We start from the raw sequence: 12,665 nt of genomic DNA on the forward strand, positions 1-12,665 counted from the left end.
CCACTACGAGGACGACTCTCCGCCTTACGATGCACCGCACCAGACGCCGCTGGGCCCGCCCTCCGGGCGGCCGGCGCTCCTTTGACGACACGGCCTAGCTCCCGTGCGGGTGTGCCGGGGGCCGCGCTTCGGCCCGCGTCCGGGCCCGTGCGCGGTATCGCCGGTCCCGGAAGGCCCGGGCCACACGCCGTCGCGGCGGAGGTGGCCCCGCAAGGCGGTCACTTCGGGCCGTCGAGCGCCTCACGTCTGCGCCGCAGGAAGTCCCGTTCGGCCTCGTTCTCGGTGCGGGCGGCGGCTGCTCCGTAGGCCTGCGCGGCCTCGGGCGTACGGCCCAGGCGGCGCAGGAGGTCGGCGCGGACGGCGTGGAAGGCGGGGTAGCCCTCCAGGGGGAGGCCGTCGACGGCGGCGAGCGCGGCGGCGGGACCCTCGACCTCGGCGAGGGCGACGGCGCGGTTGAGGGCGACCACGGGGCCCGGCGCGAGCGTCGTCAACTGGTCGTAGAGCGCCAGGATCTGCCGCCAGTCCGTGGCGGCCGCGACCGGGGCGTCGCTGTGCACGGCGCTGATCGCCGCCTGGATCTGGTACGGCCCCGGCCGGCCGAGCCGGAGGCAGCGGCGGACCAGTGCCCGGCCCTCCGCGACCAGCGGCCGGTCCCACAGGGCGCGGTCCTGCTCGGCCAGCGGCACCGCTCCGCCGTCCGCGGCGGTGCGGGCCGGGCGGCGTGCCTGGACCAGCAGCATCAGGGCGAGCAGCCCCAGCACCTCGGGCTCGTCGGGCATGAGCCCGGCCATCAGCCGGCCCAGGCGGATCGCCTCGGCGCACAGGTCCTCGCGGACCAGGCGGTCCCCGGAGCCGGGCAGGTACCCCTCGTTGAAGACCAGGTACACCACCGCGAGGACGGCGCCGAGCCGTTCGGGCAGGTCGGCCTCGTCCGGGACGCGGTACGGGATCCGGGCGTCACGGATCTTGCCCTTCGCCCTGACCAGGCGCTGGGCCATGGTGGTCTCGGGGACGAGGAAGGCCCGGGCGATCTCGGCGGTGGTGAGCCCGCCCAGCAGCCGGAGCGTCAGCGCCACCCGTGAGGCCGGGGCGAGCGCGGGGTGGCAGCAGGTGAAGAGCAGACGGAGCCGTTCGTCCCGCACGGGGCCCTCCTCGCCGGGTTCCCGGACGTCCCGGGCGTCCTGCAGCAGGGCGGCCCGGGCGTGCCGGTCCTCGCGGGCCGCCTCCCGGCGCAGCCGGTCGATCGCGCGGTTGCGGGCGGTGGTGATGATCCACCCCGCGGGGCTCGGCGGCAGCCCGGTCCGCGGCCACCGCTGGACGGCCGTGGTGAAGGCGTCCTGGACCGCCTCCTCGGCGACGTCGATGTCGCCGAACCGGCGGACCAGGACGGCCACCGCGCGCCCGTACTCCTCGCGGAAGACCCGCTCGACCTCCGGTGCGCCCGGTTCCGGCACGCCGGCCGTCAGTCCTCGACCTCGTGCGCGAAGGGCCGGACCTCGATGGGCAGCGTGGTCACCCGGGCCAGCCGGCGGCCCCAGGCGAGCGCGGCGTCGAGGTCGGCCGCCTTGATGATCGTGAAGCCGCCGAGGTACTCCTTGCTCTCCGCGAACGGCCCGTCCGTGACGAGCACCTCCTCGCCCCGCGGCCGCAGCACGGTGGCCGTGTCCGGGGCGTTCAGCCCCGCGCCGAAGACCCAGGCCCCGGCCTCCTTCATCTCCCGGTTGAGGACGTCCAGGTCGGCCAGGACCCGGGCGAGGAACTCGGGCGGCGGCGGGGTCCCCTCGGGCTGGTACACGCTGAGCAGGTAGTGCTTCATGTCGGGCGTCCTCGCGGTCCGGGCCGGCCCTTCGCCGGCGTTCCACCCTCTACACGAACGGCGACCGCCCGGATCGACACCCCGCGCCCTGCGGATGTCCGGGGGACGGGCGCCGAGGGCGGTCGCCTCGTTCGTACCACGGGTGTCAGCCCCGGCGGTGCGACGACACCTCGTCCCTGACCCGGGACAGGACCACGGCCGCGTGGTCGAGCCCCGCCGCCCGGCACCGGGTGATCGCGGCACCGAGACGGGACAGGGCCGCGTCCGGCCGGTCCAGGCCGTTCGCCTCGACGAGGGCGGCGACCCGGACGGCCTCGGCGCGCGGCGCCTCGCCCCGCGGCCCGCCCTCCCCGTGGGCGGCGATCGCCCGCTCCAGTTCGGCGAGCGCCTCGGGGAAGCGCTCGGCGCCGGCATAGGCCCGGCCGCGCTGGTAGTGCGTGGCGCCGCTCTCGTACCAGAGGGCGAAGTCCTCGTCGTCCGCGGGCACGGCCGCCAGCACCTCGTCGGCCCGGCGCAGGTGGTCCAGGGCGGTCTCCAGGCCCTCGGCGCCCTGTGCCGAGACGGCGGAGCCTGCGAAGTCCCGCATCATCTCCGCGACCGCGTGCGGGTTCGGCCCCTTCGCGTGCGAGGCGACGGCGCGGTCGTACGCGGAGCGCGCCGCGTCCTCGCTGCCGGCCTGCAGCAGGGCGACGGCGGCCTCGCAGGCGGCGAGCGTGTGCGTGAACTGCTCCTCCCACCCCTGGACGGCGTCGGCCAGCAGCAGGAACTGCTCGGCGCTCGCGCGGTGCTCCTCCAGTTCCCGCAGGCCCCGCGCCAGCAGCAGCCGGGCCTGGGCCAGGGCGCGTTCGTCCATGCCGGCCGCGGCCTCGTCGCCGACCAGCGACTCCAGCACGGCGACGGCGTCCGCCTGGCGGTCGGCGCGGGCGAGCACGTCCGCCAGCTCCACCCGCAGTTCGGCGGCGCCCGCGTTGTCGTCCTCGCGGTCCAGTCGCGCCGCGGCGTCGGACAGGTGGCGCACGGCGGCGTTCAGGTCGCCCGCGTGGTCGGCGGCGTGGCCGAGCAGCGCGTGGGTGCGCGCCACCGGGAACGCGGTGTCGTTGTGGGCGGTGGCCGTGGCGAGCGCGCCGTGGAACTGCTCCATGGCCTCCTCGGGGCGGTGCTGCTGCAGCAGAACCTGGCCGAGCAGGCCCCGCGGGCGGGTGGCGCGCCAGGGGGTTCCGGCCGCCTCCACGACCCGCAGCGCGCTCCGCAGTTCCCGTTCGGCCCCGTCCAGGTCCCCGGAGCGTGCCGCGAGATCGGCGGCGGACATCCGGGTGTTGACCGTGCGCTCCGGGATGCCGAGCCGCTCCGACTCCGCCAGGGCCTCGGCCACGGCCGCCTCGAAGCGCTCGCGCAGTTCCGCGGGGACGTCCGGCAGCGTGGCCGCCGCCTCGGTGTGGGCGAGGTAGGCACGGCACTGCAGCACGACGCAGTAGGCGCGCCGGACCTCGGCGGAGCCCTCGTCCACCAGTGCGCGGGCCTCGGTCCGCACCGCGTCCAGCTCCGCCCGGCCCGCGACGGCCTCCGGGCCGGGCTCCACGCCCACCGACGCCAGCCGCGCGCGGGAGGTCAGGACGCGCTCGGGCATGCCGGCCAGGGCGAACAGCTCCCGTGCCTCGGTGAGCGCGGCCCTGGCCGCTGTCCGGTCCTCGTCCTCCATGGCCGCGAAGGCGCGGTGCTCGGCCAGTTCGGCCCGCAGCCGCTCCTCCGGGCCCAGCCGGGGGTCGTGCACATGGCCCTCGGCGCCGGCGCGCTCGGCGATCCGGCGCCACAGCTCCTCGTCGCCGGGACGGCCCGCGTCCCCCATCTCGCGGGCCTTCTCCACCAGTTCGACGAAGTCTTCGGGCACCTCCCGCGCGGCCACGGCCATGGGCGGGGCCGCCGGTGACGGCACGGCCGCGGTGCGCAGACCGAGTGCCAGCGGCTCGGCGAGCGGCGGGCGCCGGGTCAGGCGTGCCCGGCGGCGCTCGCCGACGGCGGCGGTGCCGTTGCGCCGGTCGAACGCCGCGGCCAGGGTGTCGCCCTGCTCGCTCACGTGGTCCTGCAGTTCCCGCGCGGTCCAGGTGCGCCCCAGCGGTCCGGCGACGGGGGTCGCGTCGTGCCCCTCGTCGACCAGGCGCCGGGTGAGGACCTCGACGCCGGTGAGGAAACCGAGCAGCGACAGCGGCGCGCCGGTGGTGCCGAAGAGGGCGCGGTTCTCGGCGAGGATCTCCAGCGCCCGGCCCTCGTTGCCGGACAGCGCGCAGAACTCCACGTGCAGTCCGGTCTCCTCGGCCATGCCGATCCGGCCCCGGGCGTGCCGGTAGCCCGTCAGATGGTGGGAGCGGGCCTCGTCGGTGCGGCCGAGGCGCAGCAACGGCAGCAGGGCGTGGGCCTGGGTGACCCAGGGCTCCTCCTCGCAGGTCTGGACGCCCTCGAGGACCGGTTCCCAGGTCCGCAGGGCCCGCTCGTCGTCGCCCGCCGCGAGGTGGTGCAGTCCCTGGTGCCGGGTCTCGCAGGCCGGGCAGTCGCTGAGCCGCTCCTGGCGCCGGGTGACCCACAGGTCCCAGGCCGTCTCGCGGTCCGCGCCGGTGTGGGCGGCGATCCGGTGCCGCATGGCCGCCACCGGCTGCAGGCCCTCACCGGCCGCCCGGTAGCGCTCTCCCATCTGGCCGACCCACCCGTGGACCGTCGCCAGCGGGACGTCCGGCACCTGGAGCAGCGAGGTCGTCACCCACTTGTGGCGCCACAGCACCTGGTGGCCCTCCCACTCGCTGAAGGAGCCGGGCACCTCCTCCCACAACTTGAGGATCCGGGCGAAGACGACCGGCGACTTGCGGTGCTCGGCGGCGTACTCGTACGCCGACATGAGTTCGAGCAGCGCCGTCACGAGGACGTCCTTCTCCTCGAACTGCTCGGCCGCCTCGACCAGTTCCTCGGCGGTCACGGTGCGGGGCGTGCCGTAGGGGCGCTCATTGTTCTCGCGGAGCGCCTCGAACACAGCCTCGGGGGTGTCCAGCATCAGTGCTCCTTGGCGTCCGGCCCGGACGCGGGGGTGTCCTGGTCGTGCATGGCGTGGGTGAGCAGACCGATGAAGGCCCGGTTGAGCAGCGCGCTCTCCGAGGACTTCAGCGGCCGCCGGGTGAGCAGCAGCGCCTGCCCGTACAGGGCCTCGGCCGTGGTGAGGGCCAGCCCGCGCTCGGTGACGGTGGCGGCCCGGCGCACCAGCGGGTTGAGGTGGTTGAGGACGAGCTGCGCCCGCGGGGCCTGCGTGCGCAGCGAGCCGAGGATGTCCGCCCACAGCCCGTCGCTGCTCTCCGCGAGGCCGGACCGGGTGCGCTCGTGGCGTGCCTCGCGGTCGTCCAGGAGCAGCGCGGGCGCCGTGACCGGCTGGAAGGCCCGCAGCACGACGTCGCAGTCGTACTGGCCGACGACCTCGCGGGCGACCGCGAGGAAGGAGGCGGCGGCGAGTTCGGCGGCCGAGTCGACCGGGTCGAGGTGCGCGGTCATGGTGGCCGGGTCCAGGTCGGTGACCGTGGTGCCGGGACGGATCTCCGGCAGCCGGTGCACCAGGTCCCGGTCGTAGGTGTAGCCGCCGTTGACGACGCCGAGGCCGGCCGCCGCCGCGATCGGGGCGACCTGCCGGAACTCGTCGACGCTGCGGGTGACCAGCACCGTGGGGTGGGCGCGGGCGAACTCCTCCAGGGTGACGTTGCCGTCCGTGGTCTCGAAGGGCAGCCATGGCAGCAGCATCCGCAGCAGTGCGTCGTCGTAGCGGGCCAGCGCCTTGACGGCGAGGTGGTGGCTGTCGATGAAGCGCCGCAGGAGCGCCGGGTCGCTGGCGGCGAGCCCGGTCAGCCAGTCGCGGATGCGGGCGCCCAGCGCGTCGCGGACGGCGGCCAGGGTCTCGTCCTCGTACAGCGCCTCGCGGGAGGCCGTCGGGCGCAGGCTGGTGACGTCCACGACGCAGCGGACGAAGAACGCCCACTCCGGCAGGAGTTCGGCGGCCCGGTCCGAGAGCAGCATGCCCTTCAGGTGCACCCGGTGCCCGGCCCGCTCCGACGGGTTGACGGGGGTCGGCAGTACGTAGGCCACGCCGCGCAGCCCGGCGACGGGCAGGTCGAGGTCGATGGTGTCGAGCGGGGTGAAGCCGAACGTCGTGCGGCAGTGCTCGGCGAGCGCCTCGGCGCGGGCCAGCGGGGAGCCGTGGCGGCGCTCCCATGGCGGCGTCTCGTTGATCAGGGTCGTCTCGCCGCGCGGGTCGACGACGGTGACCTCGTGCCGCAGCAGGCTGCCGTAGTGCCGGGCCAGCGACGCCACCCGGCCGGGCTCCGTCCACTCGCCCGCGTCCGCGCGCGGGGTCAGCGTCACGCGCGTGCCCGGCTCGGGGAGCGCGCCGGCGGGGAGCGTGCGGAGGGTGTAGCTGCCGTCGGAGCGGCCGCGCCATTCGACGGCCGGGGCGCCGGGGGCGGTCGCCGGGCGGCTGACGACGGTGATCTCGTCGGCCACCACGAAGCAGGCCAGCAGCCCGATGCCGAACTGGCCGATGAAGTCGCCGCGGGCGGCCTCGATCTCGCCGTCGGCGGCGCGCTTGGAGCTGCGCCCGATGGTGGCGAGGAAGGTGTGCACGTCGGCCTCGCTCAGCCCGACACCGGTGTCGGTGACGCTGAGCGTCTCACCGGTCCGCACGGTGATCCTGGCCGGTGCGCCCGGCTGGACCGCCTGCCGGGCGGTGATCGCGTCGACGGCGTTCTGCAGCAGCTCCCGCAGGTAGACGCGGGGGCTGGAGTAGAGGTGGTGGGAGAGCAGGTCGACCAGGCCGCGCAGGTCGACCTGGAACGTGTGCGCTGACGGGGACTGGGACACCGAAGGGGCCTTCCGGGCGGTGCGCGGACGGGGAACGGGGCGCGGGGCGGTCAGGGACGTCCGGCGCGGGACCGCAGGGTGCGGTAGGCCGCCACCGGGTCGTTGCCGTTGAGGTACTGCCACGGGAACTCGGTGACGACTCCGCCGGTGGCGGCGAACGCCTCGGCCGCCGCCTTCTTCTCGCCGGCCAGCGCGAAGGCCATGGCGAAGGTGTTGAGCGTCCCGACCGGGTCGATCGAGCCCTGGTACGCCGGGTTCCGGTAGGAGCGGTCCGCGGCCTCGTGCAGCTCCTTCTCGACCTGCAGGCGGAGCATGTACGCCGTGTCGTCGCCGCGGTCCAGGTCGCCCCAGTGCTCGAGGTGCGCGACCGCGACGAGCACGCCCATGTCGCTGCCCTCGGGGGCGGCGAGCATGGACTCCCGGGCGAAGGCGTGCATCTCCTCGTGCGAACCGCCCCACTTGCGGCACACCTGCTGCAACTGCTGCTGGTGCGCCCCCAGGTGCAGCGGGGAGCGCCGTACGGTGGCCTCGAAGCGCAGCCGTGCGAGGTCCGGGCCGACCTGCAGCCCCCGGCCGCTCATCTGCAGGAAGTACCAGGGGGACGCCCATGCGGGTTCGAGTTCCGCGGCCCGGTACAGCAGGTCCTCGGCCACCTCGAGGCGCTCGTGGAACACCTGGAACTGCTCACGCGAGACGTGCTGCGCGCGCAGTCCGGTCCGGGCCTCCCAGGCCCAGGTCACCTGGCGGGCGCCCGCGACCAGCCGGGCGAGCCCGGAGTCGGGTTCGGCCGCCACGACGGCCGGCATCCAGCGCTCCCAGCCGTCGACGTCCACGACGTTCGCCACGAGCCAGCTGCGCTCACGGTCGTCGGTCACCGCCGACAGCCGCTCCCGGATCGCGGGCCAGTCCGCCGCGGCGGCGGCCGCGCGCAGGCCCGCGAGCGCGGGGTTGCCCCGCGCCGGGTCGAGCCGGGGCGACGGGCGCGGCGCCCACCGCCTCAGTGAGAACGCGGAACTGCGCCGCGCGTTGCCGTCCACCGTCCCGCCCGCGGTACCACCTCGGACCGCCACCATGAAGACCCCCTCCTGGCCTGGCCGTTCCTCCCCCATGGGCCATGATCCACGGCCCGGAGCATGACTATCACGGCCACCTTGCGGGGGAGTAGCCGGTTTGCCGGTCAGGAGGGGCGGGACGGGTCAGATGTCGCGGAACGTCTCGATCTGCGCCCCGATGGAGTTGAGCCGCTCGGCCAGCTCCTCGTAGCCGCGGTTGATGACGTACACGTTCCGCAGCACCGAGGTGCCCTCGGCGGCGAGCATCGCCAGCAGGGTCACCACGGCGGGCCGCAGGGCCGGCGGGCACATCATCTCGGCGGTGCGCCAGCGGGTCGGGCCCTCGACCAGAACCCGGTGCGGGTCCAGCAGCTTGACGTTGGCGCCGAGCCGGGTCAGCTCGGTGAGGTAGATGGCGCGGTTGTCGTAGACCCAGTCGTGGATCAGGGTCGAGCCCTGGGCCGTGGCGGCGATGGCCGCGAAGAAGGGCACGTTGTCGATGTTGAGGCCCGGGAAGGGCATGGGGTGGATCTTGTCGATGGGGGAGCGCAGCTTGGAGGGGCGCACGGTGAGGTCGATCAGCCGGGTGCGGCCGTTGTCGGCGGGGTACTCGGCGGAGCGCTCGTGGTCCAGGCCCATCTCCTCCAGGACCGCCAGCTCGATCTCCAGGAACTCCACCGGCACCCGCCGGATGGTCAGCTCGGACTCGGTGACCACGGCCGCGGCCAGCAGGCTCATGGCCTCCACCGGGTCCTCGGAGGGCGCGTAGTCCACGTCCCGGTCGATCTCGGTGACACCGTGCACGGTCAGCGTGGTGGTGCCGATGCCGTCCACCCGGACGCCCAGCTCCTCCAGGAAGAAGCACAGGTCCTGGACCATGTAGTTCGAGCTGGCGTTGCGGATGACGGTCACCCCGTCGTGCCGGGCGGCCGCCAGGAGCGCGTTCTCGGTCACGGTGTCGCCGCGCTCGGTCAGCACGATCGGCCGCCGCGGGGCCACCGAGGGGGCGACCCGGGCGTGGTACATCCCGCTGGTGGCGGTCACCTCCAGCCCGAAGTGCCGCAGGGCGGTCATGTGCGGCTGGACGGTACGGGTGCCGAGGTCGCAGCCGCCCGCGTACGGGATGCGGAAGCGGTCGGTGCGGTGCATCAGGGGGCCGAGGAACATGATCACGCTGCGGGTGCGGCGGGCGGCGTCGGTGTCCATGGCGTCCAGCTCCAGCCGCGCGGGCGGGACGATCTCCAGGTCGTTGCCGTCGTTGATCCAGCGGGTCCGCACGCCGATGCTGTTCAGCACCTCCAGGATGCGGTAGACCTCCTCGATCCGCGCGACGCGGCGCAGGGTGGTCCGCCCGGAGTTCAGCAGCGTGGCGCACAGCAGCGCCACGCACGCGTTCTTGCTGGTCTTGACGTCGATGGAGCCGGAGAGCCGGCGCCCGCCCACGACACGCAGGTGCATGGGACCCGCATAGCCGAGGGAGACGATCTCGCTGTCGAGCGCTTCACCGATTCGGGCGATCATCTCAAGGCTGATGTTCTGGTTGCCGCGTTCAATACGGTTCACCGCGCTCTGGCTGGTCCCGAGCGCCTCCGCCAGTTGGGACTGGGTCCAGCCCCGGTGCTGGCGGGCGTCACGGATGAGCTTGCCGATGCGTGCGAGGTAGTCGTCTCCCATGCGGAAAGACTATCTCACATATGAGATGGCAACCCGAGCTCCAGGTCCAGCAGGTACCGCTTGCGCTCCAGTCCGCCCCCGTATCCGGTGAGGCTGCCGGAGGCCCCGACCACACGGTGGCAGGGCACGATGATGCCGACCGGGTTGCGTCCGTTGGCGAGCCCGACGGCGCGCGACGCGCCGGGGCTGCCGAGTTCCTGCGCCAGCTGACCGTACGTCATCACGGTGCCGTACGGGATGGCCCGCAGACCCGCCCAGACGCGCTGCTGGAAGGGGGTGCCGCGCAGGTCAAGCGGCAGGTCGAAGGCGGTCAACTCGCCCGTGAAGTACGCCCGCAGCTGCACGGCGGCCCGCGCGAACGGCGACGTCACCGGGTCGCGGCGCGCGCCGAAGGACTCCTCCGGCGGGCGGTGACGCTGCGCGGGCATGTAGAGACCGGACAGGACGCCGTCGGTCGCGACCAGGGTCAGCGGCCCGACGGGGCTGTCGATCAGGGCGTGTGTGCGAAGGGACATGATCATTCCTCAGGCCGGTTCGGCGGGCAGGACGTTGACGGGGTGGTCGCCGGTGGCCCACAGGTGCTGTACGGCGTACGCGCGCCACGGCCGCCAGGCCGCGGCCCGCCGGACGAGGGCCGCGGGGGTCGTGGGGAGGCCCAGTTTTCCCGCGGCAAGCCGTACGCCCAAATCGGTGGCGGGGAAGGCGTCCGGGTCGCCGAGCGCCCGCATCGCGACGACCTCGACCGACCAGGGGCCGAAGCCCGGCAGCGCGGCGAGCTGCCGCCGGGCCTTCTCCCAGTCGCTGCCGACGTCCAGGTCCAGGCCCCCCTCGGTGAGCGCGGCGACCAGGGAGGTCAGCGTGGCCCGCCGGGTGCCCGGCATCGCCAGGGACCCCGGGTCCAGGGCCGTCAGCGCCCACGGCGAGGGGAACAGGTGGGTCAGCCCGCCGCCGGGGTCGGCGACGGGCTCGCCGTGCGCCGTCACCAGCCTGCCGGCCAGCGTGCGCGCCGCGGCGGTCGACACCTGCTGCCCGAGCACCACGCGCACCGCGAACTCGGGCCCGTCCACGGTGCGCGGCACCCGGCGCCCGGGGTCCTTGTCCACGTACGGGGCGAGCAGCGGGTCCTCCCGGAGCAGCCCGTCGACGGCGACCGGGTCGGCGTCCAGGTCGAGCAGCCACCGGCAGCGGCTGATCGCGTGCGACAGGTCCCGCCAGTCGGTGAGGGAGAGCCGGCAGGCGACGTGGTCGGGCTCGGGCCGCAGGGCCACGATCCCGTGGCCGTGGGGCAGCCGCAGTGTGCGGCGGTACGCACCCTCCCGCCACTCCTCCACGCCCGGCACGGCGGTCGCGGCCAGATGCCCGAAGAGGTTGCCGGGGCACAGCGGTGCCCGGAAGGGCAGCCGCAGCGCCAGCGAGCCCGCCACGTCGGCGGCGGGGGCGCGGTGCCGCCCCCGTGCCGCCCGCGTCCGCAGCTCGCTCGGGGTGAGCGCGAAGACCTCGCGCACGGTGTCGTTGAAGGTGCGGATGCTGCTGAAGCCGGCGGCGAAGGCGACGTCGGCCATGGGCAGCGCCGAGGTCTCGACCAGCAGGCGGGCCGTCTGCGCCCGCTGCGCACGGGCGAGGGCGAGCGGCCCGGCCCCGAGTTCGGCCCGCAGTTGCCGCTCCACCTGCCGGGTGCTGTAGCCGAGACGCGCCGCGAGCCCGGGTACGCCGTCCCGGTCGACGACCCCGTCCGCGATCAGGCGCATGGCGCGGGCCACCAGGTCCGCCCGCTCGTTCCACCGCGGGGAACCGGGGGCGGCGTCGGGGCGGCAGCGCTTGCAGGCGCGGAACCCGGCCTGCTGGGCGGCGGCCGCGCTCGGGTAGAAGGTCATGTTCTGCGGCTTCGGCGGCACCGCGGGGCAGCCGGGCCGGCAGTAGATGCGGGTGGTCAGCACCGCGGTGAAGAACCACCCGTCGAAACGGGAGTCCTTCGACTGCACGGCGCGCACACAGCGCTCGAAGTCCTCATGCACATCCCCCAGCATCCGTGGCCCGCGCGGGCCGGGGCTAGCGAGAATCCGACGTGGACGTACGGGGAGGCGGCGCGGGACGTAGGTGTCGGAAATCCGCCGGACCCGGGGCCGGGCCGGTGATGGACTGCGGTCCGTGATCAGCGAACTCAAGGCCAAGGCCGAACTCTTCCGTTCCCTCCACGTCCCCGGGCGCCCGCTGCTGCTGACCAACGCCTGGGACGCCGCCAGTGCCCGCGTCGCCGAGCGCGCCGGGGCCGCCGCCGTCGCCACCACCAGTTCCGGGGTCTCCTGGACCCTGGGCACCGCGGACGGCGACCACGTCGACCGCGGCCTCGCGCTGGAGCTGACCGCGCGGGTCGCCGCGGCCGTCTCGGTCCCCGTCAGCGCCGACGTCGAGGGCGGCTACGCGGCCGACCCCGAGGGCGTCGCGGAGACGGTGCGGGCGGTGCTGGCCGCGGGCGCGGTCGGGATCAACATCGAGGACTCCCACAACGGCGGTCCCGCGCCGCTGCGCACGGCCGACGGACAGGCCGCCCGCATCGCCGCCGCCCGCCGCGCCGCCGACGAGGCCGGGGTGCCGTTGTTCGTCCACGCCCGCACCGACACCTTCCTGCGGGGCGCCGGCGACCTGGGGGAGACCTTGGAGCGCGCCGCCGGCTACCTCGCGGCGGGCGCCGACGGCATCTTCGTGCCCGGCGTGACCGACCCGGCCGTCGTCGCCGCCCTGGCCGAGGGCATCGACGCCCCCGTCGGCATCCTCGCCGGGCCCGGCGCGCCGCCGGTGTCCGTACTGGCCTCCGCCGGCGCCGCGCGCGTCAGCCTCGGCAGCGCGGTCGCCGAGGCCGCCTACGCCCTCGTCGACCGCGCCGCCCGCGAGCTGCTCGCCACCGGCACGTACGCCGCCGTCGCGGGCGGCATCCCCTGGGGCGAGCTGAACGCACTGATGCTCCCGCAGGCCTGAGCGCGGGGCCTCACGGCGGCACCCTGGCGGGGCGGGACGGGCCCGTGGGGGGCATGCGAAAGGGCGTGATGCCGCACACGGGCGGCCCAGCGCATGACCCGGCAGCGGTGATGTATTAGAGTTATCTCGACATCGAGATATCTGCCAAGGCGCACCGCTGCCGCCAGAGGTAAGGCTCGCCTTACTTAGCCTTACCTTAGCGGATCGGCCAGGGGTCGAAGCGGCAGCATTGCGGTGGTACGCGCAAAGTTACGAAGGAGACT

9 protein-coding genes are annotated in these 12,665 nt (G+C 74.9%); 1 reads left to right on the forward strand and 8 read right to left on the reverse strand.

Annotation, left to right across the window (positions count from 1 at the left end; translation table 11 throughout):
- Nucleotides 1–218: 218 nt before the first annotated feature.
- The 8 genes from PV350_RS20510 to PV350_RS20545 all read right to left on the reverse strand — a co-directional run bounded on the left by PV350_RS20510 (nucleotide 219) and on the right by PV350_RS20545 (nucleotide 11,441).
- On the reverse strand, nucleotides 219–1,454 hold the full coding sequence (locus PV350_RS20510; RefSeq protein WP_500335240.1) for an RNA polymerase sigma factor: 1,236 nt from the start codon (nucleotides 1,452–1,454) through the stop codon (nucleotides 219–221).
- 8 nt (nucleotides 1,455–1,462) lie between these two features.
- On the reverse strand, nucleotides 1,463–1,816 hold the full coding sequence (locus PV350_RS20515) for a YciI family protein (RefSeq protein WP_499514568.1): 354 nt from the start codon (nucleotides 1,814–1,816) through the stop codon (nucleotides 1,463–1,465).
- A gap of 145 nt (nucleotides 1,817–1,961) precedes the next feature.
- Entirely contained in the window at nucleotides 1,962–4,856 is a 2,895-nt protein-coding gene (locus PV350_RS20520) for a hypothetical protein (protein WP_499514569.1), read from the reverse strand.
- Nucleotides 4,856–6,700, reverse strand: coding sequence for an HSP90 family protein (locus PV350_RS20525; protein WP_499514570.1), 1,845 nt, complete (start codon nucleotides 6,698–6,700; stop codon nucleotides 4,856–4,858). The genes PV350_RS20520 and PV350_RS20525 overlap by 1 nt, the downstream gene beginning before the upstream one ends.
- A gap of 50 nt (nucleotides 6,701–6,750) precedes the next feature.
- On the reverse strand, nucleotides 6,751–7,773 hold the full coding sequence (locus PV350_RS20530; protein WP_500335242.1) for a hypothetical protein: 1,023 nt from the start codon (nucleotides 7,771–7,773) through the stop codon (nucleotides 6,751–6,753).
- Nucleotides 7,774–7,896: 123 nt separating this feature from the next.
- A complete protein-coding gene (locus PV350_RS20535) occupies nucleotides 7,897–9,426 on the reverse strand; it encodes a helix-turn-helix domain-containing protein (protein ID WP_499514572.1) in 1,530 nt (509 codons plus the stop codon).
- Between the two features lie 14 nt (nucleotides 9,427–9,440).
- Entirely contained in the window at nucleotides 9,441–9,947 is a 507-nt protein-coding gene (locus PV350_RS20540; protein WP_500335244.1) for a methylated-DNA--[protein]-cysteine S-methyltransferase, read from the reverse strand.
- A gap of 3 nt (nucleotides 9,948–9,950) precedes the next feature.
- Nucleotides 9,951–11,441 carry an AlkA N-terminal domain-containing protein gene (locus PV350_RS20545; protein ID WP_499514574.1) on the reverse strand — a complete coding sequence of 497 codons (1,491 nt, stop codon included), beginning with the start codon at nucleotides 11,439–11,441 and terminating at the stop codon, nucleotides 9,951–9,953.
- A 133-nt stretch (nucleotides 11,442–11,574) separates the two neighbouring features.
- On the opposite strand from PV350_RS20545, the gene PV350_RS20550 reads away from it, so the two are divergent.
- The gene (locus tag PV350_RS20550) at nucleotides 11,575–12,402 is read left to right on the forward strand and encodes an isocitrate lyase/PEP mutase family protein (RefSeq protein WP_500335246.1); all 828 of its coding nucleotides are present in this window, start codon (nucleotides 11,575–11,577) and stop codon (nucleotides 12,400–12,402) included.
- The last annotated feature ends 263 nt before the right edge of the window (nucleotides 12,403–12,665 follow it).

Origin of the sequence: Streptomyces sp. PA03-6a (genome assembly GCF_033792765.1) — a bacterium.
Taxonomy (GTDB): domain Bacteria; phylum Actinomycetota; class Actinomycetes; order Streptomycetales; family Streptomycetaceae; genus Actinacidiphila.